We start from the raw sequence: 26249 nt of genomic DNA on the forward strand, positions 1-26249 counted from the left end.
ACGCCTGAATGTAAGTCTTGCTTAATTTCTGTTGACCACTTTTTCAGCATGACTTAATTTCGGCCACGCTTTGGCGTTGGGCAAGGAGCCCCGGCCAGGGCACTCACCGCTGCACAGGGCCGGCCACCTGACCCCGGGACCGGAACGCAGCGGGTTGTACCGAGCACGTGCCCGGTCCATAAGGCCGCGAGCCCGTGACGCCCTCAGAAAAAGAACAATCGAGGTCCCGCATGCCCAAGAACACCCTCGTCCAGGCCCTGCTCGCTGCCGGCCTGCTCCTCGGCACTTCCTTCGCCTCCGCCGCCAGCAACCTGGTGTTCTGTTCTGAAGGCAGCCCCGCCGGCTTCGACCCCGGCCAATACACCACCGGCACCGACTTCGACGCCACGGCGGAAACCCTCTTCAACCGCCTGGTGCAGTTCGAGCGCGGCAGCACCCGTGCCGGGCCGGCGCTGGCCGAGTCCTGGGACGTTTCCGAAGACGGCCTGGCCTACACCTTCCACCTGCGCCCGGGCGTGAAGTTCCACACCACCGAGTACTTCAAGCCCAGCCGCGAGTTCAGCGCCGACGACGTGCTGTTCACCTTCCAGCGCATGCTCGACAGGAACCACCCGTTCCGTAAGGCCTACCCCAGCGAGTTCCCCTACTTCACCGACATGGGCCTGGACAAGAACATCGCCAAGGTCGAGAAGCTGGACGACCACACCGTCAAGTTCACCCTCAACCAGGTGGACGCCGCCTTCATCCAGAACCTGGCCATGCCCTTCGCCGCCGTGCACTCGGCCGAGTACGCCGACCAGCTGCTCAAGGCCGGCACGCCGCAGCTGCTCAACCAGAAGCCCATCGGCACCGGCCCGTTCGTGTTCAAGCGCTACCAGAAGGACGCGCAGATCCGTTTCACCGGCAACAAGGACTACTGGAAGCCCGAGGATGTGAAGATCGACAACCTGATCTTCGCCATCAACACCGACGCCTCCGTGCGCGCCCAGAAGCTCAAGGCCGGCGAGTGCCAGATCACCCTCAACCCGCGCCCGGCCGACATCGCGGGCCTCAAGCAAGACCCGCGCCTGCAGGTGCCCTCGCAGCCCGGCTTCAACCTCGGCTACATCGCCTACAACGTCACCCACCCGCCGTTCGACAAGGTGGAGGTGCGCCAGGCGCTGGACATGGCGGTGAACAAGCCAGCCATCATCGAGGCCGTCTACCAGGGCGCCGGGCAACTGGCGGTCAACGCCATGCCGCCGACCCAGTGGTCCTACGACGAGACCATCAAGGGCAGCGAGTACAACCCCGAGAAGGCCAAGGAACTGCTCAAGGCCGCCGGCATCGCCGAAGGCACCGAGATCACCCTCTGGGCCATGCCCGTGCAGCGCCCCTACAACCCCAACGCGCGGCTGATGGCCGAGATGATCCAGGCCGACTGGGCCAAGGTCGGCGTCAAGGCGCGCATCGTCACCTACGAGTGGGGCGAGTACATCAAGCGCGCCCACGCCGGCGAGCACGACGCCATGCTGTTCGGCTGGACCGGCGACAACGGGGACCCGGACAACTGGCTCGGCACCCTCTACGGCTGCGACTCGGTCAACGGCAACAACGTCTCCAAGTGGTGCGACGCCGACTACGACAAGCTGGTCAAGCAGGCCAAGGCCAGCACCGACCAGGCCCAGCGCACCGAGCTGTACAAACAGGCCCAGCAGCGCCTGCACAACCAGGTGCCGATCAGCCCCATCGCCCACTCCACCGTCTACCAGCCCATGAGCCGGAGCGTGGAGGGCTTCCGCATCAGCCCGTTCTCCACCAACTCCTTCTACGGCGTGGCCAACGCCCCGTGAGCACAGGGGCCTGGCGGCTGCCCCCGCCAGGCCCCGGTCTTCCGTGACCCACCCCTCCATCCGCCGCAGAGCGGAGGAGACCTTTTTTCATACCTGCCCCAACGAGTCCGCAAGGAAGCTGCGCTTGCGTGCGACGTCACCGGCTTGCCCGATGACGACGGCAGTCCGCGCCAGCGCTCCTTGCTTCAAAGCGAAGCAATAACAACAAAGGAGCGAACGACATGAAGAAAGACCATTCCCGAGCGACCCTGGCCCTGGCCCTGCTGGCCGCCACCGGCGCGGCAGGGGCCGAGGAACAGCCCATGCCACCGGTGCCGGAGAATCCCAGCTACGCCGCCCAGGTACAGAACATCCCGGCGGTGGACAAGCCGGTGAAGGGCCAGGCCGGCGCCACCGGGTTCATCGAGGGGCAGAGCCTGACCCTCAGCACCCGCAACTTCGCCGCCCGCGAGCAGATGAAGGACAGCTTCGGCTTCACCATCCCCAAGGATGACGGCCCACAGCGCACCCACAGCCGCCGCGCATGGGTGCAAGGCACCCAGCTCAAGTACAGCTCCGGCTACACCCAGGGCACCATCGGCTTCGGCCTCGATGTCGCCGCGTTCAACGCCATCAACCTGGAACGCGGCAAGGGCCGCATCGGCGGTGGCGGCAACCGCACCCTGGCCGACAGCAACGGCCACGGCGTGGAGGAGTGGTCCAAGCTGGGCATCGCCAACGTGCGCCTGCGCGTCTCCAACACCGAGCTGAAGGCCGGCCGCTTCCAGGTGGACACCCCGGTATTCAGCTACTTCGACAACCGCGCCCTGCCCTCCAGCTTCACCGGCTACGCCATCACCAGCGAAGAGCTGGACAACCTGGCCCTGCAGGCCGGCAGCTTCCGCCGCGTCAGCCCGCGTACCGGCTCAGGCGACGAAGCCTTCACCACCGAGTACGGCACCCGCGAAGTGAAGGGCGAGCACATGCATTACCTGGGCGGCAACTACAAGCCGCTGGAGAGCCTGGAGATCGCCGCCTACGGTGGCCGCTTCGAAGACATCTGGGACCAGTACTACCTGGGCATCACCCACACCCTGGGGGACCGCGAAAACCTTTCCCTGCGCACCGCGCTGAACGGCTATCGCACCCGCGACACCGGCTCGCGCAAGGCCGGCTACATCGACAACAACGCCTGGAGCCTGGCATTCACCCTCGCCCACCAGGCCCACGCGCTGACCCTGGCCTGGCAGCAGATCGACGGCGACGAGTACTTCGACTACGTCCACGAAACGGCGGCCATCTACCTGGCCAACTCCCTGCTCTCGGACTACAACGGCCCCAACGAGAAGTCCGCGCAGATCCGCTACGAGACCGACTGGAGCTACTTCGGCGTCCCTGGCCTGTCCACCACCGCCTGGTACGCCAAGGGCTGGGACATCGACGGCACCCACTACGACGGTGATCGCAACGGCGCCTACGGCAACTACGTCGAAGTGCGCGGCATGGACGACGAACGCCACCACGAGTACGGGCTGATGGCGGCCTACAAGGTGCAGAGCGGGGCCATCAAGGACAGCACCTTCAAGGTCACCTACATGTCCCACAAGGCCAGCAAGCAGCAGATCGACGGCAGCGTGAACGAACTGCGCGTGGTCAGCACTTTCCCCTTCGACCTGCTCTAGATTGAGACGGGCGCCGCCCAGCGGCGCCCCACAAGGAGACTCACATGCGCATGACGCTCCGTACCCTGCCCCTGCTGGTGGCCCTGGCCGCCGGCACCCCGCTGGCCCAGGCGGCCAACCTGGTGGTCTGCACCGAAGCCGCGCCGGAAGGCTTCGACATCGTCCAGTACACCGGCGCGGTAACCGCCGACGCCTCCGCCGAAACGGTGTTCAGCCGCCTGGTGGCCTTCAAGCCCGGCACCACCGAGCTGGAACCGGCCCTGGCGGAACGCTGGGACATCAGCCCCGACGGCACCGTCTACACCTTCCACCTGCGCCCGGGGGTGAAGTTCCACACCACCGACTACTTCACCCCCACCCGCACCCTGACTGCGGACGACGTGCTCTGGAGCTTCCAGCGCGCCCTCGATCCCAAGCACCCCTGGCATGAGTCGGCCCAGCGCGGCTACGCCTACTTCGACGCCATGGGCATGCGCGAGCTGATCAAGTCCGTGGAGAAGGTCGACGACCTCACCGTGCGCTTCACCCTCAGCCGCCCCGAGGCGCCCTTCCTCGCCGACATGGCCATGGGCTTCGCCTCCATCTATTCCGCCGAGTACGGCGACCAGCTGCTCAAGGCCGGCAAGACCAACCAGCTCAACCAGCAGCCCATCGGCACCGGCCCCTTCGTGTTCAGCCGCTACGCCAAGGACGCCCAAGTGCGCTACAAGGCCAACCCGGACTACTTCCGCGGCAAGCCGCCGATCGACAACCTGGTGTTCGCCATCACCCTCGACCCCAACGTGCGCCTGCAGAAGGTGCGCGCCGGCGAGTGCCAGATCGCCCTCTACCCCAAGCCGGAAGACGTGCCCGGCGTGCGCAGCAACCCCAACCTGGCGGTGGACGAGATCGACGCGCTGCTGACCACCTACGTCGCCATCAACACCCAGCACAAGCCGCTGGACGACGCCCGCGTGCGCCAGGCCATCAACCTCGCCGTGGACAAGCAGGCGATGATCCAGGCCGTGTTCGGTGCCGGCAACGCTAGCGTCGCGGTCAACCCCTACCCGCCGACCCTGCTGGGCTACAACCACCAGGTGCAGGACTGGGCGCACGACCCGGAGAAGGCCCGCGCCCTGCTGGCCGAAGCCGGGGTGAAGGACCTGAAGATCACCCTGTTCATCCGCAACGGCACCTCGCCCACCATCCCCAACCCGGCGCTGGCGGCACAGATGATGCAGGCGGACCTGGCCAAGGCCGGTATCCAGATGACCATCCGCTCCCTGGAATGGGGCGAACTGCTCAAGCGTTCCAAGGGCGGCGAGCACGACCTGGTGCTGCTGGGCTGGGCCGGCGACAACGGCGACCCGGACAACTTCCTCAGCCCCAACCTGTCCTGCGCGGCAGCCGAGTCGGGGGAGAACCAGGCGCGCTGGTGCAACCCCGAGTTCGAAGCCCTGATGCAGAAGGCCCGCAGCGTCAGCGAACCTGCCGAGCGGGCGAAGCTCTATGAACAGGCCCAGGTGGTTTTTCACCGCGAAGCCCCGTGGATTACGCTGGCGCACCCTAAGCTGTTCAACGTGCGCCGCAGCAACGTCGAGGGCTACGTGATCAGCCCGCTGTCCAACAACCACTTCGCCACCACCCGGGTGAAGTAACGGCACTGTCGCGGCACCCGCTGCCGCGACACCCGACAACAAGAACGACGCCCGCCCACCGTTACCCACGGAAGCGGGCGTGATACCTGAGGAGTCAATCACCGAGATGCTCAGTTTCATTGCTCGCCGACTGGGGCTGCTGATCCCCACCTTCTTCGGCGTCACCCTGCTGACCTTCGCGCTGATCCGCCTGATTCCAGGCGACCCGGTGGAAGTGATGATGGGCGAACGTCGCGTCGATCCCGAAATGCACGCCCAGGCCATGGTCCGCCTGGGGCTCGACAAGCCCCTGTACGAGCAGTACCTCACCTACATCGGCAAGCTGGCCCAGGGTGACCTGGGCGAGTCGCTGCGCACCCGCGAGAGCGTCTGGCACGAGTTCCTCACGCTGTTCCCCGCCACCCTGGAACTGGCCCTGGCCGCCCTGCTGTTCGCCGGCACCCTCGGCCTGCTGGCCGGCGTGCTGGCGGCCCTGCGGCGCGGCTCGCTGTTCGACCACGGGGTGATGGGCATCTCCCTCACCGGCTACTCCATGCCGATCTTCTGGTGGGGCCTGCTGCTGATCATGTTCTTCTCGGTCTGGCTGGGCTGGACACCGGTCTCCGGGCGCATCGACCTGCTCTACGACATCGAGCCGAAAACCGGCTTCATGCTCATCGACACCCTGCTTTCCGACGAGGAAGGCGCCTTCGTCGACGCCCTCAAGCACCTCATCCTGCCGGCCATCGTGCTGGGCACCATCCCCCTGGCGGTGATTGCCCGCATGACCCGCTCGGCGATGCTCGAAGTGCTGCGCGAGGATTACATCCGCACCGCCCGCGCCAAGGGCCTGTCGCCGACCCGCGTGGTGTTCGTGCACGGCCTGCGCAACGCGCTGATCCCGGTGCTCACCGTGTTCGGCCTGCAGGTGGGCACCCTTCTGGCGGGCGCCGTGCTCACCGAAACCATCTTCTCCTGGCCGGGCATCGGCAAATGGCTCATCGAGTCCATCGGCGCGCGGGACTACCCCGTGGTGCAGAACGGCATCCTGCTGATCGCCTGCCTGGTCATCCTGGTCAACTTCGTGGTGGACATCCTCTATGGCCTCGCCAATCCCCGCATCCGTCATCAACGTTGAGGAGCCGACCATGACCATCGCCCAGCCCCCGGTCGAGCCGGCCCTGCTCTACCCCTCGCCGCTGAAGGAGTTCTGGCAGAGCTTCTGCCACAACAAGGGCGCCGTCGGCGGCCTGGCCTTCATGATCCTGATCATCGTCTGCGCGCTGTTCGCCCCCTGGATCGCCCCCTACGACCCCAGCGAGCAGTTCCGCGACGCCATGCTGACCCCGCCGGCCTGGCTGGACGGCGGCCAGTGGCGCTTCGTGCTCGGCACCGACGAGCTGGGCCGCGACCTGCTCTCGCGGCTGATCCACGGCGCCCGGCTGTCGCTGCTGATCGGCGTGGCCTCGGTGCTGATGTCGCTGATCCCGGGGATCTTCCTGGGCCTCCTGGCAGGGTTCTTCCCGCGCCTGATGGGCCCCTCGATCATGCGCCTGATGGACATCATGCTGGCCCTGCCCTCGCTGCTGCTGGCGGTGGCCATCGTCGCCATCCTCGGCCCAGGGCTGATCAACACCGTGATCGCCATCGCCGTGGTCTCGCTGCCCTCCTACGTGCGCCTGACCCGCGCCGCCGTGATGGTAGAGCTGAACCGTGACTACGTCACCGCCTCGCGCCTGGCCGGCGCCGGACTGCTGCGGCTGATGTTCGTCACCGTGCTGCCCAACTGCATGGCCCCGCTGATCGTGCAGGCCACCCTGAGCTTCTCCTCGGCGATCCTCGACGCCGCCGCCCTGGGCTTCCTCGGCCTCGGCGTCCAGCCGCCCACCCCCGAGTGGGGCACCATGCTGGCCTCGGCCCGCGACTACATCGAGCGCGCCTGGTGGGTCGTCTCCCTCCCCGGCCTGACCATCCTGCTCAGCGTGCTGGCCATCAACCTGATGGGTGACGGCCTGCGCGACGCACTCGACCCCAAACTGAAGAACGCCGCCTGAGGAGCCCCCATGAGCCTTCTGGATATCAAGAACCTCTGCGTCCGCTTCGGCGACCTCAGCGCCGTGCCCGTGGTGGATGGCCTCGACCTGCAGGTGAATGCCGGTGAAGTGCTGGCCATCGTCGGCGAGTCCGGCTCCGGCAAGTCGGTGACCATGATGGCCCTGATGGGCCTGATCGACGCCCCCGGCTGGATCACCGCCGACCAGATGCAGTTCGACGGCACCGACATGCTGCGCCTCAAGGGCCGGCAGCGCCGGCACATCGTCGGCAAGGACCTGTCGATGGTCTTCCAGGACCCGATGACCGCCCTCAACCCCAGCTACACCGTGGGCTTCCAGATCGAGGAAGTGCTGCGCCAGCACCTCGGCCTCAAGGGCCGTGCCGCCCGCCAGCGAGCCCGCGAACTGCTGGAGCGGGTGGAGATCCCCGGCGCCGAAAGCCGCCTCGACGCCTACCCGCACCAGCTCTCCGGGGGCATGAGCCAGCGCGTGGCCATCGCCATGGCCATCGCCGCCGAGCCCAAGCTGCTGATCGCCGACGAACCCACCACCGCCCTGGACGTGACCATCCAGGCGCAGATCATGGACCTGCTGCTGAACCTGCAGCGCGAGCAGGGCATGGGCCTGGTGCTGATCACCCACGACCTGGCCGTGGTCGCCGAGACCGCCAACCGCGTCTGCGTGATGTACGCCGGCCAGGCCGTGGAGGTGGGCAGCGTGCCGCGCCTGTTCGACGCCCCGGCGCACCCCTACACCGAGGCGCTGCTCAAGGCCATTCCCGAACACAGCGTCGGCAAGCCGCGCCTGGAGACCCTGCGCGGCATCGTCCCCGGCCGCTACGACCGGCCCCAGGGCTGCCTGCTGTCGCCGCGCTGCCCCTACGCCCAGGCCAGCTGCAAGGAACGCCGCCCCAGCCTCGACGCCTACGAACACGGCGCCGTGCGCTGCTACTTCCCGCTCAATTTCGACGAGGTGGCCTGATGAGTGCCGTCCTGACCGCCCGTGACCTGACCCGTCACTACTCCGTGTCCCGTGGCCTGTTCAAGGGCCACGCCACCGTGCGCGCCCTCAACGGCGTGTCGTTCCAGCTCGACGCCGGCAAGACCCTGGCCGTGGTCGGCGAATCCGGTTGCGGCAAGTCCACCCTGGCCCGCGCCCTGACCCTGATCGAGGAGCCCAGCTCCGGCTCCCTGCAGATCGCCGGGCGCGAAGTGGCCGGCGCCAGCAGCGAGGACCGCAAGCAGCTGCGCCGCGACGTGCAGATGGTGTTCCAGAACCCCTACGCCTCGCTCAACCCCCGGCAGAAGATCGGCGACCAGCTGGCCGAGCCGCTGGTGATCAACACCGGCCTCTCCAGCGCCGAACGCCGCGAGCAGGTGCAGGCGATGATGCAGCAGGTGGGCCTGCGCCCCGAGCACTACCAGCGCTACCCGCACATGTTCTCCGGCGGCCAGCGCCAGCGCATCGCCCTGGCCCGCGCCATGATGCTCAACCCCAAGGTGCTGGTGGCGGACGAACCCACCTCGGCGCTGGACGTGTCCATCCAGGCCCAGGTGCTCAACCTGTTCATGGACCTGCAAGAGCGCTTCAACACCGGCTACGTGTTCATCTCCCACAACCTCGCCGTGGTGCGCCACGTGGCCGACGACGTGCTGGTGATGTACCTCGGTCGCCCGGCGGAGATGGGGCCGAAGGAGCTGATCTACGAGCGCCCGCTGCACCCCTACACCCGCGCCCTGCTCTCGGCGACCCCGGCGATCCACCCGGACCCGGCCAAACCGAAGATCAAGATCGTCGGCGAGCTGCCCAACCCGCTGGACCCGCCCCCCGGCTGCGCCTTCCACAAGCGCTGCCCCCACGCCACCGAGCGCTGCCGCAACGAAGTCCCCGAACTGCGCCTGCTCGACGCCCGCCAGGTGGCCTGCCACCACGCCGAGAGCATCGCCCTCTAGCACAAGCCTTGTAGCCCGGATTCAGCCGGGGAATCCCCCTCCCCGGACTGAAGTCCGGGCTACGGCTACGAACCGGTGCTCAACGGGTACGACTGCGGCAACCGTAGGATGGGCTGAGCTGTGCGAGGCCCATCGTTGCCTGGTGGCCGGGATTGATGCGGTTCGCCGAGCTCACCGCATCCTACGGACCGTGCCCGGCGCAGGATGTGTGGACGGTGGGCTGAAGCACAGCCTTGTAGCCCGGGCTTCAGCCCGGGATTCCCCTCCCCGGACTGAAGTCCGGGCTACGGCTACGAATCGATGCTCAACAGGTACGACGGCGGCAACCGTAGGATGGGCTGAGCGGTGCGAAGCCCATCGTTGCCTGGGCGAGCCGGGATTGATGCGGTTCGCCGGGCTCACCGCATCCTAGGGGCGGCGCCCAGGGCGGGGAGATGGTGGGCTGAAGCGGAACGCCGCCCGGCCCACCCTACTGTTTTGCGGATTCGAAGAAGCGGCGGAACTGGCGCAGGTCGGCCTGGGCGGTGGGGATATCCACAGGCTCGAAGCGCAGCGTCTGGTGGGCGCTGCATTGAGCCAGGCGGTCGCAGTCGCGGGGGTGGAGCCAGCCGAGGATGGGGTAGCCGCCCATGGTCTGGTGGTCGGCCTGGAGGATGATCGGTTGCCCGTCCGCCGGCACCTGCACGGTGCCGCGCACCACGCCGAGGGACCACTGGCGCTTGGGCGGGCTCAGCGGCTCGCCCTTGAGGCGGGCACCCATGCGGTCGGATTGCGGGCTGAGCTGCCAGGGCTGGGCGAAGAAGGCCTGCACGTCGGAGGGCGTGAACAGCGCGGCGTCACCGCCCAGCATCACCCGCAACGGGCGTTCGGCGCGGTAGTCCGGCTGCCAGGGCCAGGGGACGCTGGCGCCACGGGCGAACTGCCCGCCCCCGCCCGGCAACAGGTCGCCGTCGGCCAGGCGAGCGCCCCGGCCGTCCAGCCCGCCCAGGCCTTCGCGGGCCTGGCAGGCGACGCTGCCCAGCACCGGCTCGACGCGAAAGCCACCGGCAATGGCCAGGTAGGCGCGCTGGCCGCTGCGGGCAAAGCCGAGCCGGAGGCGCTGCCCGGCGCGCATGCGGAAGCGCGACCAGTTCGGCCGCACCACACCGTCCAGCTGGATGGGCAGCTCCGCCCCGCAGAGGGCCAGCCAGGTGTCGCCGAGGCTTTCCAGCTCGACACCGCCCAGGGCGATCTCCAGCAGCGGCGCCGTCGGAGCGTTTTCCAGCAAGCGGTTGGCCCAGGCCGCAGCGTGGCGGTCCATGGGGCCCGAGGGGGACACGCCCAGGTGCTGCCAGCCATGCCGGCCGCCGTCCTGCAGCAGGCTCAGCGGCCCGGCCTTGATGATGCGCAGGCCGCTCATGGCGCCACGCACTCGCGGCGGTAGGTGGCCTCGTCGATGGGCTCGAAGCGCACCCGATCCCCCAGCGCCAGCGGGCAAGGCGGCGCCTGGGTGGGGTCGAACAGGCGCTGCGGGCACAGGCCCAGCAGGTGCCAGCCGCCCGGGGAGGCCTGTGGATAAATGGCCGTCTGCCGTTCGGCGATGGCCAGGCTGCCGGCAGGAACCTGGGTGCGTGGGGTGGCCCGGCGCGGCAGGGCGAGCCGGGCGTCGAGTCCGCCCAGGTAGGCAAAGCCGGGGGCGAACCCGATGGCACCGACGCGGTATTCCACCGCGCAGTGCAGGTCGATCACCTGGCCGGGGCGCAACCCGCAGGCCTCCGCCACCGCGCCCAGGTCCTCGCCGCCGTACCAGACCGGCAGGCGGTGCAAACGTCCTTGCTCGTCAGGCGACGGGGCCGACTGCCACTGCTCCAGCAGCGGCGCCAGGTCGGCGGCCAGCCGTGCGGGGTCGGTCAGCAGCAGGTCGTAGTGCAGCAGCAGGGTGGTCCAGCCCGGCACCAGCTCGCGGAGCTGCGGGCCGAGCCGCTGGCGGATGGCCTCGGCAAGCCGGGCGATGCGCAGCGGCAGGTGGTCGTCCGGGGTGTCGGCCAGCACCAGCAGCACGGCTTCGGTGCCGACCGGCTCAAGGCGGATCATGAGGCGTCCAGGTGGGCTCGCAGGCGCCGCAGCACCGCCAGGGACTCGGGGTTGTCGCCGTGTACGCAGAGGCTGTCGGCCACCAGTTGCAACGGCTTGCCGTCGATGTCGGGGAAGGACTCGCCGCGGGCGATGGCCACCGCCTGGTCGATGATCTGCTCGGGGTCGCGGTGCACCGCGTCGGGCAGGCGCCGGGGGGCGAGCTGGCCGTCGGAGAGGTAGGCGCGGTCGGCAAAGGCTTCGAACATCAGCGGCACGTCGGCGGCATCGGCCAGTTGCAGCTCGCGGCGGTTGTCGGCCAGGGCCAGCACCATCAGCGGCAGGCCCTTGCGGTAGCTGGCGCAGGCGTCGAGCACCGCTTCGAGCAGGGCGTCGTTGCGCACCAGGTCGTTGTACAGGGCGCCGTGGGGCTTGACGTAGGCGACCTGGGTGCCGGCGGCACGGCAGAAGGCGTCCAGCGCGCCGATCTGGTACAGCACCACGGCGCGCACCTCCTCGGGGGACAGCTCCATGCGACGCCGACCGAAGCCCACCAGGTCCGGGTAGGCCGGGTGGGCGCCGATGGTGACGCCATGGTCCACCGCCAGTTCGACGGTGTTGAGCATGGTGAGGGGGTCGGAGGCGTGGAAACCGCAGGCCAGGTTGGCCTGGTCCACCAGGGGCATGGCGTGTTCGTCGTCGCCCAGGGTCCAGGCGCCGAAGCTTTCGCCCATGTCGCAGTTCAGCAGGATTCGATTTTTCATCGCGTGATTATGGCGACAGAGTGCGCCCCACGCGAGGTGGCGTTTGTGCAGTTATCCACAGCGGAGCGCCGTGGCCCGGACGTCAGTCCGGGGTTCCGCTGCCCGGGTACGGGCAGCGGAACCGGCCTGGCGATCAGTACACGTCGCGGCGGTAGCGCCCTTCGCTGGCCAGGCGCTCCAGGCCTTCGTCGCCGAGGACCTCGCGCAGCACGGCATCCACGCCGCCGGCCATGCCCTCCAGGCTGCCGCAGATGTAGAACACGGCGCCCGCTTCGACCCAGGCGCGCACCGGGTCGGCGGCCTCGCGCAGGCGGTCCTGCACGTAGACCTTCTGCGCCTGGTCACGGGAGAAGGCCAGGTCCAGGCGCTCCAGTTCACCCCGCGCGAGCCAGCCTTCGATCTCTTCGCGGCAGTAGAAGTCGTGGGCCTGGTTGCGTTCGCCGAACAGCAGCCAGTTACGGCGACGGCCCGCGCGGATGGAGGCCTGCAGCAGGCTGCGCAGGCCGGCCAGGCCGGTGCCGTTGCCGATGAATATGGCCGGCGTGTCGGCTTCGGCCAGGTGGAAGCGGGCGTTGCGGCGCAGGCGCAGCGGCACCTGGGCGCCCACCGGCAGGTAGTGGGTGAGCCAGCCGGAGGCGATGCCGAGGGCGCCGTCGGCGCGGCTTTCCTGGCGCACGATCAGCTCCAGGGTGCCGTTGGCCGGCAACGAGGCGATGGAGTACTGGCGCTGGGCGAGCGGTACCAGGGCATCCACCAGGGCCTGGGCGTGCAGCCCGACCAGGTGTTCGAAGCTGTCCGGCAGCACGCGCCCTTCCAGTGCCTGGCGCAGCGGCAGGGTGCGGCCGTCGAGCTGCACTGCCGCTTCGCCGTCCAGGCCATGGCGGGCCAGCCAGGCGGCCACCACCGGCTCGCCCTGGCAGGGCAGGATGTCCACCAGGTCGCCCGCATCCCACTGGGCCGCAGCCCCTGCCGGCGCGCTCAGGCTCAGTCGCCAGGTGGAAGCGCCCTGGCTGCCGGGGTTGAGGTGCTCGCGGGCGCTCAGGGTCCAGGTCTCGAAGGGCGCCTCTTCCCAGGTGGGCACCACGTCGCTGCCGGAGAGCGTCGCCAGGTGCCGCTGCCAGGCCTGGATGGCCTGGCCGTCGCCGTTGTCCACCTCGACGGTGTCGAACAGGGTCAGCGCGCCCTGGTCAGCGAGCCAGCCCTGCAGGCGGTGGGCGAAGCCGCAGAAGTGCTGGTACTGGCGGTCCCCCAGGGCCAGCACGGCGTAACGCAGCTCGCCCAGGGCCGAGGCCTGGCCGAGCACACGGCGCTCGAAGCCACGGGCGCTGTCGGGGGCCTCGCCGTCACCGAAGGTGCTGACCACGAACAAGGCGTTGCGGGCCTGGGCCAGTTGCCCGGCATCCAGCTCGCCCAGGGATTGCACGCGCACCGGCACGCCGGCGGCCTGCAGTTGGCCGGCGGTCTGCCAGGCCAGTTGTTCGGCGAAGCCGCTCTGGCTGGCGAATCCCACCAGCCAGGCGTCGGCCCCGCCCTGCCCGCCCAGGTCGCCACGGGCGGCCCGTACCGCGCGCTTCTTGCGGCGGCGGTCGAGGTAGAGCAGCCAGCCGGTGATGAAGAATAGCGGCATGGCCAGGCTCGCCAGCATCATCAGGATGCGCCCCGGCAGGCCGAAGTACTCGCCCACGTGCAGGGCATAGACGCTGGTGAGCAACTGGGCCTTGAAGCTCTTCTCGGTGTAGCGCTCCACCCGGCTGACAGTGCCGGTGGCCGGGTCGAGGGTGATCTGGTTGAGGGCGCGCGGGTGGGCGGCGTCCTTGAGCAGGAAGAAGACGGTGGCCGGCTGGCCGCCCACCGGGGGCAGGCGCAGGTTGTAGGCGCTCAGCTCCGGGCCGGCGGCGTCGCGGATGCTCGCCCATACGGCGTCGTAGTCCACCACCAGCGGCGGGCCGGCGGGGGCCTGCATGCCGCCTGGGCGGCCACGGCCTTCGCCCCGGCGCTCGCCCGGCTTGCCCTGCTCCCCGGCGGGAGCATCGGCCAGCAGGCGGTTGAGGCCTTCGCGGTACCACTCGTAGGACCAGAACAGGCCGGTCAGCGCGGCCAGGAGGTACAACAACAGGCACCAGGTGCCGGCCACGGCGTGCAGGTCCCAGTTGAAGCTGCGGCCCTTGCGCGACCAGTCCAGGGTCAGCCAGGCGCGCCAGCTCGCGGCCTGGCGCGGCCAGCGCAGGTAGAGGCCGGAGAGGCAGAAGAAGATGAGGGCCAGGGTGCTGGCGGCGGTGATCTGCTTGCCGGTTTCGCCCATGGCGAGGAAGCGGTGCAGTTGCAGCATCAGGCCGAAGAAGGCCTCGCCGGAAGGTTCGCCCAGCAGTTCACCGGTGTAGGGGTCGAACCAGCGCATGGGCCCACGGCGCTCGCCCGGTGGCGGGGTGAAGAAGACCCGTGCGGCTTCGCCGCCTTCGGTGCGTACCCAGAGGCCGGCGACCGTCTTGCCTGCAGCGGCTTCGATGCGGCTGACCAGCTCGGCGGGGGGCAACACGCCGCCCTCGCGCACCTCCACCTGGAGGGTGTCGCGGTTGAACAGCTCGAGGATCTCCTCCTGGAAGCTGTAGGCCGCGCCGGTGACGCCCATGAGGGACAGCACCAGGCCCGCACTGATGCCGAGCAGCCAGTGCAGCTGGAACAGGATCTTCTTGAACACGTGTCAGTCCTCGGGAGCGGACCGGGCGGCCCGCCGTATCGCTGGATCGGAACGGCAACCATGCCGGAACGCGGCGATTCTATTTGAGAACCTGATGCATTAGATCGCGATTCCGAAGTTTTACCTTTTATTTACAGCCAGGCCGCGAGCCGCTCTAGGACGCGGCTCACGACCAACCCCCATCAGAACGAGTAGGTGGCGGAGAGGATCGCCGAGCGGGCGTCGCCGTATTCGATGGCGGACGAGCGGGCGTTGGTGCCGTTCTGCTGGCGCACGCGCTCCACGTAGTCCTTGTCGAACAGGTTGTTGACGTTCAGCTGCAGGTCGAGGTTCTCGTTGACCTTGTAGCCGAGCATGGCGTTGTGCACCCAGTAGGCATCCAGCTTGGCGGTGGTGCTGGAGCTGACGTTGCGCTCGCTGACGTAGCGGGCGCCGTAGCCCAGGGTCCAGCCCGCAGGCAGCTCGTAGGTGGTCCACAGGTTCAGCGAACGCGGCGGGGTGTTGCCCAGCGCCTGGCCTTCACGGGCGATGCCGGCGGCGGTGTCGGCGGCCTTGAGGGTCTCGCTGTCGAGGAAGGTGTAGTTGGCGAAGACGTCCCAGCGCTCGCTGATGTGGCCGGTCACGCCCAGCTCGACACCCTGCACACGCTGCTTGCCGGCCAGCTGGGTGGAACCGTCGGCCATGGTCTCGCGGGCGTTGGTCTTGTCGACGCGGAACAGCGCGCCGTCCAGTTCGAGGCGGCCGGCCAGCAGTTCCCACTTGGTGCCCAGCTCCCAGGTCTCGTTCTTCTCCGGGTCCAGGTTCTCGGTCAGGGCGCTCAGGCCGCCACCACTGGAGGCGATGCTCTCGGCACTCGGGTTGAAGGAGTTGCCCCAGGCGACGTAGAAGCGGCCGTTCTCCACCGGCTTGTAGACCAGGCCGGCACGGCTGCTGAGCTTCTTGTCCTTGGATTCGAAGTCACCGTTTTTCACCTTGGTGGGGGAATAGGTCTTGGCGCGACCGTCGAACCAGTCATAGCGCAGCCCCACGTTAAGGTCCCACTGCTCGTTTAGCGCGATGGTGTCGAAGACGTAAACCGCCTTGTCATCCAATTGGTTCCGACCATAGGCGTTCGGGGTTGCGAGCTGCTTGTTGATCGGCCCGCTCCAGTAGCCGGGCGGGTTGGACAGGCTGAAGCCGGTGCTCGGGTACAGGGGAGTGCCCAGGCCGTGGTTGTAGGTCTTGAGCTCGTACTCCTCGCGGGAGATTTCCGCGCCGGTGACGATCTCGTGGTGCAGGCCGGCGGTGTCGGCGCTGATGCGCAGGTTGGTCTGGTTGATCCACAGCTCGGTGGTGGCATCACGGCCGTAGGCCTGAGGCCCCGTAGGCAGGTAGTTGCCGACGGGGACACCGTTCAGGTTGACGTGGGAGGCGGACACCACGGTGTCGCGGTCCACGCGGCTGTAGCGGGTCAGGTTCTGCAGGCGCAGGTTTTCGTTGAAGTCGTGTTCGAGGTTGGCGGTGAACGCGTTCTGCTCGATTTCTTCCTTGTCCAGGTTCTTCCAGCCGAAGTAGTCGTTGCGGTCGACGCCGGCGAGCTTCTTGCCGTCCAGGGCCGGTACGCCGTAGTCGGGCAGGTTGTCGTCGGTCTGGTGGAAGGCGCTGAGGGTCAGGCGGGTGGCGTCGCTGAAGCCCAGGCGCAGGGACGGGGCGACACCCCAGCGCTCGCGGTCGATCTGGTCGCGGCCGGGGACGTCGTTCTCATGGGCCATCAGGTTCAGGCGGAAGGCGCTGTCGGTGCCGACCTCTTCCAGCGGCTGGTTGGTGTCCAGGGTCAGGCGGTGGTAGTTGTCGGTGCCCAGGCCCGCGCCGATGCGGGTGAAGGCGCGGCCCATGGGCTGCTTGCTGATGAGGTTGATGCTGCCGCCGGTGGTGCCGGCGCCGCCGAACACCGAGTTCGGGCCCTTGATGACCTCCACCTGCTCGATGTTGAAGGTGTCGGTGCGGCTGGTCTGGGCGCTGTCGCGCAGGCCGTCGATCTGGATGTTGCTGTTGGCGGAGAAGCCACGGATGTTGATGCTGTCACCGGAGCCGCCACCGCCCTCGCCGGCGTTGAAGGTGATGCCGGAAACGTTGGAGAGCACCTGGCGCAGGCTCAGGGCCTGCTGCTCCTGGATGATCTCCTTGGGGACGACGGTGACGGTCTGCGGGGTGTCCAGCAGCGGTGCGGTGTACTTGGCGGAGGCCGACTCGGTGACCTTGTAGGTCTTCTCGGCCTTGCCGTCGACGTTGACGGTGCCGAGTTCGAGTTTGTTCGAGTCCGCCGCCAGGGCGAGGCCGCTGGCCGAGGCGGAAACCAGGCCGATGGCGGAAGCCAGCAGTGCGCGTTGCGGCAGGCCGTTCTTGTTGCTCATAAGAATCACTCCCCAGTGAAGATGGGGCGCGATTCTATTTGCGAATGTTTATCAGCAAATATTTACCCACTCATCTTTACACAATCTTTACAAAACTCGGAAAAACCCTACAGAGAGAATCAAGAGTCGAACATTGCTAAAAACCGGCACAAGAAGAATCGAACGTGCGCGTTCCACGCCGATCCGCCTGGGGCGTCCAGCCATGAACGGGCAACGGTGCCGTACGAATGTCAGGGATTTGGCCAGAGCCGCGAAGGGTCGATGGCGGCCAGGTGGGTGCAGCCGGTGAGCGCCATGGTCACCTCCAGCTCGGTGCGCAACAGGTGCAGCACGTGGGCGACGCCGGAAGCACCGGCCGTGGCCAGGGCCTGGACGTAGGGCCGCCCCACCATGACCGCGCGGGCGCCCAGGGCCAGGGCCTTGAACACGTCGCTGCCGCGCCGCACACCGCCGTCGAGGATCAGGGGCACGCGCCCGCCCACGGCCTCGGCGATGGCTGGCAGCACGTCCAGTGTCGCCGGCAGGCCGTCGAGGGTGCGCCCGCCATGGTTGGACACGACGATGCCGGCCACGCCCTGCTCCACCGCGCGCCCGGCGTCGAGAGGGTTCATCACGCCCTTCACCCACACCGGCAGGTGCGTCAGGGATTGCAGCCATTCCAGGTCGCGCCAGGTGGGCGCGTGCTGCAGCAGGGTGCTGCCGAACAGCGGGCTGGCGCCGGGTTGGGCCACGCTGGGGGGCAGTGTGCGCATGCCCCGCAGGTTCACCGCCTCGATGCCCTCGGGCAGTTGGAAGCCGGCACGCTGCTCGCGGTTGCGCAGGCCGTTCACCGGGGCGTCCACGGTGACCATCAGGCCGCGGTAGCCGGCGGCTTCGGCGCGCCGCACCAGCTCGCGGGTGAAGTCGCGGTCCGGCTGGATGTAGAGCTGGAACCAGAGGGGCGCCTGGGCGGCCTGCGCAATGGCTTCGAGGCTGACGCTGGCCTGGGTGCTGACCACCAGGGCGGCGCCCATGGCCGAGGCGCCGAGGGCGCTGGCCAGTTCGCCATCCGGGTGGGCCAGGCGCTGGAAGGCCACTGGGGCGAGCAGGATGGGGTAGTCCAGCGTCAGGTCGCCGAGCTGCACGCGGGTGTCGCCGCTGCCCAGGTCTTCCAGCACGCGGTTGAGCAGGCGCACGCGGCGGAACGCGGCGAGGTTGTCGGCCAGGGTCTGCTCGTCCGCCGCGCCGCCGCTGAGGTAGGCCCAGGCGGCGGGGCTCATGCGTTCACGGGCGAAGGCCTCGTAGTCGCCGACGGCGGCGATCTCGGCGGGAATCCGCGGCAACGGCGGCAGGCTCATGGGACGTTCCTCGGGTCTCAGGTGGTCGACCAGTGCCGCAACAGGTTGTGGTAGACGCCGGAGAGCTGCACCAGCGCGGGGTGCTCGGGCACGCTCTGGCCGAGCTGCTGGATGGCGCCGTCCAGCTCCAGCAGCATGGCGCGCTGGTTGTCCTCGCGCACCAGGCTCTGGATCCAGAAGAAGGCGGCCAGCCGCGCGCCACGGGTGACCGGTTCGACACGGTGCAGGCTGCTGCCGGGGTAGAGCACCAGGTGGCCGGCGGGCAGCTTGACCCGGTGGCTGCCGTAGGTGTCTTCCACCACCAGTTCGCCGCCCTCGTAGTCGTCCGGGTCGCAGAAGAACAGGGTGGCGGACAGGTCGCTGCGCACCCGGTGGTGGGTGCCGGGGACGCTGAAGATGGCGTTGTCGATGTGGTTGCCGTAGGTGCCGCCGCCGCTGTAGCGGTTGAAGCGTGGCGGCAGCACCTTGAGCGGCAGGGCGGCGGCGATGAACTGCGGGTGGCTGCCGAGGCGGTCGACGATGAAGTCGCCGATCTGCTGCGCCAGGGGGTCGTCCGGGGCCAGTTGCTGGTTGTCCTTGCTGCGCACGGCCATGTGCCCGGCGGTGCTGCGCCCGTCCACCCAGGCGGCGCGCTCCAGGGCTTCGCGGCACTGGCGCACTTCGTCGGCGGTGAGGACGTCGGGGATATGGAACATCACGCGGGCTACCCTCCCGGGCCGAACAAAGGCTGCTGATAAGCGTTCGCAAATGAGGCGCTCATCTTACTCGCCTGCCGGCAGCCAAGGAACCGGGACAAAGCGCCGCGCCCGCAGGCGCGGCGGGGCCGTCAGAACGACAGGGTGGCGTTGAGGGTGGCGGCGCGGGCGTCGCCGTACTCGATGGCGGAGGAGCGGGCGCCGGTGCTGCCTGTGCCCCGCTGGGTGCCAAGCTGGGTGCGGACGCGCTCGACGTACTGGCGGTCGAACAGGTTGTCCAGGTTCAGCTGCAGGTCGAAGGAGTCGCTGACCCGGTAGCCGAGCATGGCGCTGTGGACCCAGTAGGCGGCGAGCTTGACGCCGTCGTCGCTGGCGGTGAGGTTGCGCTGGCTGACGTAGCGCGCGCCGTAGCCGACGCGCCAGCCACCGTCGAAGTCGTAGGTGGACCAGAGGTTGAACGACTGCGGCGGGGTGTTGGCCAGGGCCTGGCCCTTGGCCGAGACGCCGACGCGCTCGTTGACGGCCTTGAGGGTCTCGCTGTCCATGAAGGTGAAGGTGCTGAAGACCTTCCAGCGCTCGCTGAGTTCGCCGGTCAGCCCCAGCTCCAGGCCCTGCACGCGCTGGTTGCCGGCGAGGATGGTGGTGCCGTCGGTGAGCTGGGTGCGGGCGTTGAGCTTCTCGACGCGGAACAGCGCGGCGTCCAGCTGCAGGCGCCGCTCCAGCAGCTCCCACTTGGTGCCCAGTTCCCAGGTGCGGTTCTTCTCCGGGTCGAGCTTCTCGGTGGCGGCGCTGAGGCCGGCGCCGCTGGTGGCAATGTTCTCCGCACTGGGGTTGAAGGAGGTGCCGTAGGCCAGGTAGAAGCGCCCGTTCTCCACCGGCTTGTAGACCAGCCCGGCACGGCCACTGAGGTGCTCGTCGCTGGAGCGGTTGTCGGTGGCCACCCAGGTGCCTTTGGTGAGGCTGTTGTTGCGGGCGTCGCCGTCGAGCCAGTCGTAGCGCAGGCCGAGGTTGAGGTCCCACTGCGGGTTCAGGGCCAGGGTGTCGAAGGCGTACAGGGCGCGGTCGTACAGGCGGGTGGCGAGGTAGCCGGAGTTGCTTCGCTGGGCCGGCCCGCTCCAGTAGCCGGGCGGATCGGCCAGAGGGTAGCCCTCGTCGGGGAACTTCAGGCCGTAGTCGTAGGTGGTGCGGTGGTAGGTCTCGCGGGAGAACTCCGCGCCGGTCACCAGGGTGTGGCCGATGCCGAGGGTGTCGAACTCGGCGGTGAGGTTGGTCTGGTTGATCCACATGCGGCTGGTGACGTCGCGGCCGTAGGCCTGGGGGCCGGCAGGCAGGTACTGGCCGGGGGCGAGGACGGGGCCCGGGGGTTGGCCAGTGCTGCGGCGGCGGTCGAGGTTGATGTGGGCGGCGGAGATCACCGTGTCGCGCTCCACCTCGCTGTAGCGGGTGAGGTTCTGCAGGCTCAACTGGTCGTTGAAGCGGTGCTCCAGGCGCACGGTGAAGGCGTCGCTGTCGATGCGCTCGCGGTCGAGGTTGCGCCAGCCGAAGTAGGCGTTGCGCTTGACCCCGGCCACGCGCTTGCCGTCGAAGGCCGGGACGCCGTAGTCCGGGTCGTTGTCGTCGCGCTGGTGGAAGTAGCTCAGCGTCAGGCTGGTGTCCTCGCCCAGGCCCAACAGCAGCGAGGGGGCGATGCCCCAGCGCTCGCGTTCCAGGCGCTTGCGGCCGGGGATCTCGTCGTCGTGGGCCATGAGGTTGAGGCGGAAGGCACTGCCGCTGCCCAGCTCCTGCAAGGGCTGGTTGGTGTCCAGGGTCAGGCGCCGGTAGTGGTCGCTGCCCAGGCCCAGGCCGAGCCGGCTGAAGGCTTCGAAGCCCGGCTGCTTGCTGATCTGGTTGACGCTGCCGCCGGTGGTGCCGGCGCCGCCGAACACCGAGTTGGGGCCCTTGATGACCTCCACCTGCTCGATGTTGAAGGTGTCGGTGCGGTTGTTCTGGGCGCTGTCGCGCAGGCCGTCGATCTGCAGGTTAGTGCTGGCGGAGAAGCCACGGATGTTGAGGTTGTCCCCCGAGCCGCCGCCGCCCTCCCCGGCGTTGAAGGTGATGCCGGAGACGTTGGAGAGCACCTCGCGCAGGCTCAGGGCCTGCTGGTCGCGCATCACTTCGGCGGGCACCACGGTGATGGTCTGGGGGGTGTCGAGCAGGGGCGCGGCGTTCTTCGCCGAGGCGGAGCGCTCGGTGCGGTAGCCGTCGCTGCGCCGCTCTTCGACGTGCAGCGTCTCCAGTTCCAGACTGGCATTGCTGCGCGGTGGCTCGGCGGCGACGAGGGGGCCGGCGGCCAGGCCGATGCCGACGGCGAGCAGGGTGCGGGGGCCCGGTTGCGGGCGCAGGGCAAGGCGTTTCATGGAAGGTCCTCCCGGTGGTGAGGGGAGGCAACCTATTTGATAAGGATTCTCATGAACATCCGTTAAAGCACGCTTGGGAAATGCCCTTGCGGCAAACGGATTCCACCTACACGAAAACGACAAAGCCCGCCGTGAAGGCGGGCTTTGTCGGGGTGAAACCCTTACACGTAGTAGGACTTCAGCGGCGGGAAGCCGTTGAATTCCACCGCGCTGTAGCTGGTGGTGTAGGCACCGGTGGAGAGCCAGTAGAGGCGGTCACCGCTGGCCAGGTTCAGCGGCAGGCCGTACTTGTAGTTCTCGTACATGATGTCGGCGCTGTCGCAGGTGGGGCCGGCGATCACCACTTCCTCCATTTCGCCTTTCTTCTCGGTCCAGATGGGGAACTTGATGGATTCGTCCATGGTTTCGATCAGGCCGGAGAACTTGCCCACGTCGGTATAGACCCAGCGCTCGACGGCGGTGCGGGACTTGCGCGCCACCAGCACCACTTCGCTGACGAGGATGCCGGCGTTGGCGATCAGGGAGCGGCCCGGCTCGAGGATGATCTCCGGCAGTTCGTCGCCGAAGTCTTCCTTGAGGAAGCGGGTGATCTCCTCGGCGTAGGTCTCCAGGCTGTTGGTGCGCTGGATGTAGTTGGCCGGGAAGCCGCCGCCCATGTTGATCATCTTCAGGGTGATGCCGTCTTCTTCCTTCAGGCGTTCGAAGATCACCTTGACCTTGGCGATGGCGGCGTCCCAGACGTCGATGTCGCGCTGCTGGCTGCCGACGTGGAAGGACACGCCGTAGGGGTCCAGGCCCAGCTGCTTGGCGAGGATCAGCAGGTCCAGTGCCATGTCCGGGTTGCAGCCGAACTTGCGCGACAGCGGCCAGTCGGCGGAGGTGGAACCCTCGGTGAGGATGCGCACGTAGACCTTGGCGCCCGGGGCGGCCTTGGCGATGTTGCGCAGGTCGGCCTCGGAGTCGGTGGCGAACAGGCGCACGCCCTTCTCGTAGAAGTAACGGATGTCGCGGGCTTTCTTGATGGTGTTGCCGTAGCTGATGCGCTCCGGACCGACGCCGGTCTTCATCACCTTGTCCAGCTCATAGATGGAGGCGATGTCGAAGTTGGAGCCCTTCTCGCGCAGCAGCTCGGTGATCTCGGTGGCCGGGTTGGCCTTCACCGCGTAGTAGATCTTGGCGAAGGGGAAGCAGCTGACCAGCTGGTCGTAGGAGTCGGCGATGGTCTGCTTGTCGATCACCACGAAGGGGGTCTCGTGCTGATCGGCAAAGGCCTTCATGCGCTGGAAAGTGGCGGGTGCGAAATAGTCTTCGACCTTGATCGACATGCTAGGGACTCCAAATGGCTGAACGGTTCTGAAAAGGTGGAGTGGTTTCGTGACATACGAAACCGCGAACGCCTGACAGTTTCCCCACTTTGGTTCGCCTACTTCCCAAGGCATGTCGCCGAGCATCACCGGTACCGGGCAAGGGCGCCGGTAACCTCTCGTCGTCAGTACTTGAGCCGGATGGATCGTTTCCAGCATGGACGTTCGGGCGCGCACTTTAGGACTGCATGTCCTACATGGCAACCAGAAAATGCCGCCGTTTCGCATCCGATTGTCGCTTGCGTGGTTGATTGTTTTTTATCCTCAACGAAGCGTCCGGAATGCTGCACAAAACCGCGTTCTTGAGCCCCTTCACGGATTTTGCGTTGGCCTGGCGGAACGCGTTCCGTATCCTTCCCGACTTCCCCCCATGGACAGGCCCACACGAAGGAGTCGCATGCTCGATCTCGCCGCCAGCTTCATCGTCTTCACCACCTTCATCACCTACCTCAACTACCGCTTCACCCGGCTGCCGCCGACCATCGGCATCATGGCCACGGCGCTGCTGTTCTCGGCCATCGCCATCGGCCTGTCCGAGCTGGGCTACCCGATCCTCCACGAGGAGTCCCGCGAGCTGCTGCGGCGCATCGACTTCTCCTCGGTGCTGATGACCTGGTTCCTTCCCGCGCTGCTGTTCGCCGGTGCGCTGCACGTGGACCTGCGCGACCTGCACAGCTACAAGTGGCCCATCGGCCTGCTGGCCACCGCCGGGGTGCTGGTGTCCACCCTCGCGGTGGCGTTGCTGGCGTACTACAGCTTCGGGCTGTTCGGCTGGCACGTGGACTTCATCTATTGCCTGCTGTTCGGTGCGCTGATCTCCCCCACCGACCCCATCGCGGTGCTGGGCATCCTCAAGTCGGCCGGGGCGCCGAAGCCGCTGGCGACCACCATCGTCGGCGAATCGCTGTTCAACGACGGTACGGCGGTGGTGGTGTTCGCCATCCTGCTGAGCGTGCTGAACCTGGGCGAGGCGCCCACGGTGGCCGGCGTGGCCGGGATGTTCCTGCACGAGGCGGTGGGCGGCGTGCTGTTCGGCGCGGCCCTGGGCTACGGGGTGTTCCTGATGATGCGCAGCATCGACCAGTACCAGGTGGAGGTGATGCTGACCCTGGCGCTGGTGATCGGTGGCGCGGCGCTGGCCAACCACTTGCACGTGTCGGCGCCGCTGGCGATGGTGGTGGCGGGCCTGATCATCGGCAACCACGGCCGCACCCTGGCCATGTCGGACGAGACCCGCCGCTACCTGGACAAGTTCTGGGAGCTGATCGACGAGATCCTCAACGCCCTGCTGTTCGCGCTGATCGGCCTGGAGCTGCTGTTGCTGCCGCTGAGCTGGCTGCACGTGGCGGCGGCCATGGCCCTGGGGGCATCGGTGCAGCTGTCGCGCCTGCTGACCCTGGCACCGGCCATCGTCCTGCTGCGGCAGAAGGCCCTGGGCCGTCGCCAGGTGCCCCGTGGCGCGATCCGCATCCTCACCTGGTGCGGCCTGCGCGGCGGTGTGTCGGTGGCCCTGGCGCTGTCGCTGCCACCGGGCGAGGAGCGCGACCTGCTGCTGACCCTGACCTACATCGTGGTGCTGGTGTCGATCCTGGTGCAGGGCCTGTCGATCGGCTCGCTGGTGCGCTGGATCTACCCCGGCCAGGCGCCGCGCGGCGAGCAAGGCGAACACTAGCCCTGCACACCGGATCGCCGGCCTCTACTGAAGCCGGCGATCCGCTATAATCCCGCGCTTTTCCGGGCTCCCTGCCCGCCCTCGTTTCCAGCCAGGCAAGCACCCATGACCATCCAGGCCGCCGAAGTCGCCAAACGCCGCACCTTCGCCATCATTTCCCACCCGGACGCCGGTAAGACCACCATCACCGAGAAGCTGCTGCTGATGGGCAAGGCGATTGCCGTCGCCGGCACCGTGAAGTCGCGAAAGTCCGACCGTCACGCCACCTCCGACTGGATGGAGATGGAGAAGCAGCGCGGCATCTCCATCACCACCTCGGTGATGCAGTTCCCCTACCGCGAGCACATGATCAACCTGCTCGACACCCCCGGCCACGAAGACTTCTCCGAAGACACCTACCGCACCCTGACCGCGGTGGACTCGGCGCTGATGGTCCTCGACGGCGGTAAAGGCGTCGAGCCGCGTACCATCGCGCTGATGGAAGTCTGCCGCCTGCGCGACACGCCCATCGTCAGCTTCATCAACAAGCTGGACCGCGACATCCGCGACCCCATCGAGCTGCTCGACGAGATCGAGGCCGTCCTGAAGATCAAGGCCGCGCCCATCACCTGGCCGATCGGCTGCTACAAGGACTTCAAGGGCGTGTACCACCTGGCCGAGGACAAGATCATCGTCTACGTGCCGGGCCACGGTCATGAGCGCATCGAGACCAAGGTCATCGAGAAGCTGGACTCCGACGAGGCCCGCGCGCACCTGGGCGACCTCTACGACAACTTCCTCGAAGAGCTGGAGCTGGTGCAGGGCGCCTGCCACGTCTTCGAGAAGGACGCCTTCCTCAAGGGCGAGATGACCCCGGTGTTCTTCGGCACCGCGCTGGGCAACTTCGGTGTCGACCAGGTGCTCGACTGCATCGTCGACTGGGCGCCGCAGCCTCTTGAACGTGGCACCCACGAGCGCACCGTGGCGCCCACCGAGGAGAAGTTCTCCGGCTTCGTGTTCAAGATCCAGGCGAACATGGACCCGAAACACCGCGACCGCATCGCCTTCATGCGCATCTGCTCGGGCAAGTACGAGAAGGGCATGAAGATGCGCCACGTGCGCCTGGGCAAGGACGTGAAGATCGCCGATGCGCTGACCTTCTTCTCCAGCGAGCGCGAGCAGCTGGAAGAGGCCTTCGCCGGCGACATCATCGGCCTGCACAACCACGGCACCATCCAGATCGGCGACACCTTCACCGAAGGCGAGGCCCTGGGCTTCACTGGCATCCCGCACTTCGCCCCGGAGCTGTTCCGCCGCGTGCGCCTGAAGGACCCGCTGAAGTCCAAGCAGCTGCGCCAGGGCCTGCAGGAGCTGGCCGAGGAAGGCGCCACCCAGGTGTTCTTCCCCGAGCGCAACAACGACATCATCCTCGGCGCCGTGGGTGTGCTGCAGTTCGACGTGGTCGCCAGCCGCCTGAAGGAGGAATACAAGGTCGAGTGCGCCTACGAGGCGATCAACGTCTGGTCCGCACGCTGGATCGAGTGCAAGGACGAGAAGAAGCTCAAGGAGTTTCAGGACAAGGCCTTCGAGAACCTCGCCGTGGACGGCGGCGGCCACCTCACCTACCTGGCCCCGACCCGCGTGAACCTCAGCCTGATGGAAGAACGCTGGCCGGACGTGAAATTCCGCGCCACCCGCGAACACCACTGATTCGCCCCCTCGGCACGGAGGCGCCGTCCGCTGGCGGCGCCTCTGGGCTAGGCTGACAGCCAGCCCCCAGGCAG

Annotated in this window: 18 protein-coding genes; 9 read left to right on the forward strand and 9 right to left on the reverse strand. The window is 67.9% G+C overall.

Annotated features, from left to right (window positions below):
- Positions 1-230: 230 nt before the first annotated feature.
- From BM198_RS18415 to BM198_RS18445, 7 genes are all read left to right on the forward strand, one after another.
- Positions 231-1832, forward strand: a complete 1602-nt coding sequence (locus BM198_RS18415) for an ABC transporter substrate-binding protein (protein ID WP_074971645.1) — start codon at positions 231-233, stop codon at positions 1830-1832.
- 221 nt (positions 1833-2053) lie between these two features.
- A complete protein-coding gene (locus tag BM198_RS18420) occupies positions 2054-3493 on the forward strand; it encodes an OprD family outer membrane porin (RefSeq protein WP_074971646.1) in 1440 nt (479 codons plus the stop codon).
- Between the two features lie 44 nt (positions 3494-3537).
- Complete coding sequence (locus BM198_RS18425) at positions 3538-5130, forward strand: ABC transporter substrate-binding protein (RefSeq protein WP_074971647.1); 1593 nt, start codon at positions 3538-3540, stop codon at positions 5128-5130.
- 106 nt (positions 5131-5236) lie between these two features.
- Positions 5237-6247, forward strand: a complete 1011-nt coding sequence (locus BM198_RS18430) for an ABC transporter permease subunit (protein ID WP_074971648.1) — start codon at positions 5237-5239, stop codon at positions 6245-6247.
- A gap of 10 nt (positions 6248-6257) precedes the next feature.
- Positions 6258-7163, forward strand: a complete 906-nt coding sequence (locus tag BM198_RS18435; protein ID WP_044406932.1) for an ABC transporter permease subunit — start codon at positions 6258-6260, stop codon at positions 7161-7163.
- A 9-nt stretch (positions 7164-7172) separates the two neighbouring features.
- On the forward strand, positions 7173-8144 hold the full coding sequence (locus BM198_RS18440; protein ID WP_044406929.1) for an ABC transporter ATP-binding protein: 972 nt from the start codon (positions 7173-7175) through the stop codon (positions 8142-8144).
- Positions 8144-9115 carry a peptide ABC transporter ATP-binding protein gene (locus tag BM198_RS18445; protein WP_074971649.1) on the forward strand — a complete coding sequence of 324 codons (972 nt, stop codon included), beginning with the start codon at positions 8144-8146 and terminating at the stop codon, positions 9113-9115. The genes BM198_RS18440 and BM198_RS18445 overlap by 1 nt, the downstream gene beginning before the upstream one ends.
- Positions 9116-9584: 469 nt before the next feature.
- Here the strand turns inward: BM198_RS18445 and BM198_RS18450 are convergent, their stop codons facing one another.
- The 9 genes from BM198_RS18450 to BM198_RS18490 form a co-directional block, all read right to left on the reverse strand.
- A complete protein-coding gene (locus BM198_RS18450; protein WP_139233651.1) occupies positions 9585-10514 on the reverse strand; it encodes a 5-oxoprolinase subunit C family protein in 930 nt (309 codons plus the stop codon).
- Positions 10511-11188, reverse strand: coding sequence for a 5-oxoprolinase subunit PxpB (gene pxpB / locus BM198_RS18455; RefSeq protein WP_074971650.1), 678 nt, complete (start codon positions 11186-11188; stop codon positions 10511-10513). The genes BM198_RS18450 and pxpB overlap by 4 nt, the downstream gene beginning before the upstream one ends.
- Positions 11185-11931 carry a 5-oxoprolinase subunit PxpA gene (locus BM198_RS18460; protein WP_044406919.1) on the reverse strand — a complete coding sequence of 249 codons (747 nt, stop codon included), beginning with the start codon at positions 11929-11931 and terminating at the stop codon, positions 11185-11187. The genes pxpB and BM198_RS18460 overlap by 4 nt, the downstream gene beginning before the upstream one ends.
- Positions 11932-12064: 133 nt before the next feature.
- Positions 12065-14629 (reverse strand): PepSY domain-containing protein, encoded by a 2565-nt coding sequence (locus BM198_RS18465; RefSeq protein WP_074971651.1) that lies wholly within the window; start codon positions 14627-14629, stop codon positions 12065-12067.
- 182 nt (positions 14630-14811) lie between these two features.
- Positions 14812-17022: a TonB-dependent receptor gene (locus tag BM198_RS18470; protein WP_074971652.1), complete on the reverse strand. Its 2211-nt coding sequence runs from the start codon at positions 17020-17022 to the stop codon at positions 14812-14814.
- Positions 17023-17252: 230 nt separating this feature from the next.
- Positions 17253-18359 carry an alpha-hydroxy acid oxidase gene (locus BM198_RS18475; RefSeq protein ID WP_074971653.1) on the reverse strand — a complete coding sequence of 369 codons (1107 nt, stop codon included), beginning with the start codon at positions 18357-18359 and terminating at the stop codon, positions 17253-17255.
- 17 nt (positions 18360-18376) lie between these two features.
- The gene (locus BM198_RS18480) at positions 18377-19057 is read right to left on the reverse strand and encodes a Fe2+-dependent dioxygenase (RefSeq protein ID WP_044406907.1); all 681 of its coding nucleotides are present in this window, start codon (positions 19055-19057) and stop codon (positions 18377-18379) included.
- Between the two features lie 128 nt (positions 19058-19185).
- A complete protein-coding gene (locus BM198_RS18485) occupies positions 19186-21450 on the reverse strand; it encodes a TonB-dependent receptor (RefSeq protein WP_074971654.1) in 2265 nt (754 codons plus the stop codon).
- Positions 21451-21611: 161 nt separating this feature from the next.
- A complete protein-coding gene (locus BM198_RS18490; protein WP_044406901.1) occupies positions 21612-22775 on the reverse strand; it encodes a type III PLP-dependent enzyme in 1164 nt (387 codons plus the stop codon).
- 436 nt (positions 22776-23211) lie between these two features.
- On the opposite strand from BM198_RS18490, the gene BM198_RS18495 reads away from it, so the two are divergent.
- Together BM198_RS18495 and BM198_RS18500 are read left to right on the forward strand one after the other, a co-directional pair.
- Complete coding sequence (locus BM198_RS18495) at positions 23212-24486, forward strand: cation:proton antiporter (protein WP_044406899.1); 1275 nt, start codon at positions 23212-23214, stop codon at positions 24484-24486.
- A 105-nt stretch (positions 24487-24591) separates the two neighbouring features.
- Positions 24592-26175, forward strand: coding sequence for a peptide chain release factor 3 (locus tag BM198_RS18500; RefSeq protein WP_074971655.1), 1584 nt, complete (start codon positions 24592-24594; stop codon positions 26173-26175).
- Positions 26176-26249 lie beyond the last annotated feature (74 nt).

This window comes from Metapseudomonas otitidis (assembly GCF_900111835.1).
In the GTDB taxonomy this organism is placed as follows: Bacteria; Pseudomonadota; Gammaproteobacteria; order Pseudomonadales; family Pseudomonadaceae; genus Metapseudomonas; species Metapseudomonas otitidis.

Bases quoted from the DNA above. Each gene is read 5' to 3' on its own strand.
- BM198_RS18415 (WP_074971645.1), top strand. From the start codon at position 231: ATGCCCAAGAACACCCTCGTCCAGGCCCTGCTCGCTGCCGGCCTGCTC.
- BM198_RS18420 (WP_074971646.1), top strand. From the start codon at position 2,054: ATGAAGAAAGACCATTCCCGAGCGACCCTGGCCCTGGCCCTGCTGGCC.
- BM198_RS18425 (WP_074971647.1), top strand. From the start codon at position 3,538: ATGCGCATGACGCTCCGTACCCTGCCCCTGCTGGTGGCCCTGGCCGCC.
- BM198_RS18430 (WP_074971648.1), top strand. From the start codon at position 5,237: ATGCTCAGTTTCATTGCTCGCCGACTGGGGCTGCTGATCCCCACCTTC.
- BM198_RS18435 (WP_044406932.1), top strand. From the start codon at position 6,258: ATGACCATCGCCCAGCCCCCGGTCGAGCCGGCCCTGCTCTACCCCTCG.
- BM198_RS18440 (WP_044406929.1), top strand. From the start codon at position 7,173: ATGAGCCTTCTGGATATCAAGAACCTCTGCGTCCGCTTCGGCGACCTC.
- BM198_RS18445 (WP_074971649.1), top strand. From the start codon at position 8,144: ATGAGTGCCGTCCTGACCGCCCGTGACCTGACCCGTCACTACTCCGTG.
- BM198_RS18450 (WP_139233651.1), bottom strand. From the start codon at position 10,514: ATGAGCGGCCTGCGCATCATCAAGGCCGGGCCGCTGAGCCTGCTGCAG.
- pxpB (WP_074971650.1), bottom strand. From the start codon at position 11,188: ATGATCCGCCTTGAGCCGGTCGGCACCGAAGCCGTGCTGCTGGTGCTG.
- BM198_RS18460 (WP_044406919.1), bottom strand. From the start codon at position 11,931: ATGAAAAATCGAATCCTGCTGAACTGCGACATGGGCGAAAGCTTCGGC.
- BM198_RS18470 (WP_074971652.1), bottom strand. From the start codon at position 17,022: ATGAGCAACAAGAACGGCCTGCCGCAACGCGCACTGCTGGCTTCCGCC.
- BM198_RS18475 (WP_074971653.1), bottom strand. From the start codon at position 18,359: ATGAGCCTGCCGCCGTTGCCGCGGATTCCCGCCGAGATCGCCGCCGTC.
- BM198_RS18485 (WP_074971654.1), bottom strand. From the start codon at position 21,450: ATGAAACGCCTTGCCCTGCGCCCGCAACCGGGCCCCCGCACCCTGCTC.
- BM198_RS18490 (WP_044406901.1), bottom strand. From the start codon at position 22,775: ATGTCGATCAAGGTCGAAGACTATTTCGCACCCGCCACTTTCCAGCGC.
- BM198_RS18495 (WP_044406899.1), top strand. From the start codon at position 23,212: ATGCTCGATCTCGCCGCCAGCTTCATCGTCTTCACCACCTTCATCACC.
- BM198_RS18500 (WP_074971655.1), top strand. From the start codon at position 24,592: ATGACCATCCAGGCCGCCGAAGTCGCCAAACGCCGCACCTTCGCCATC.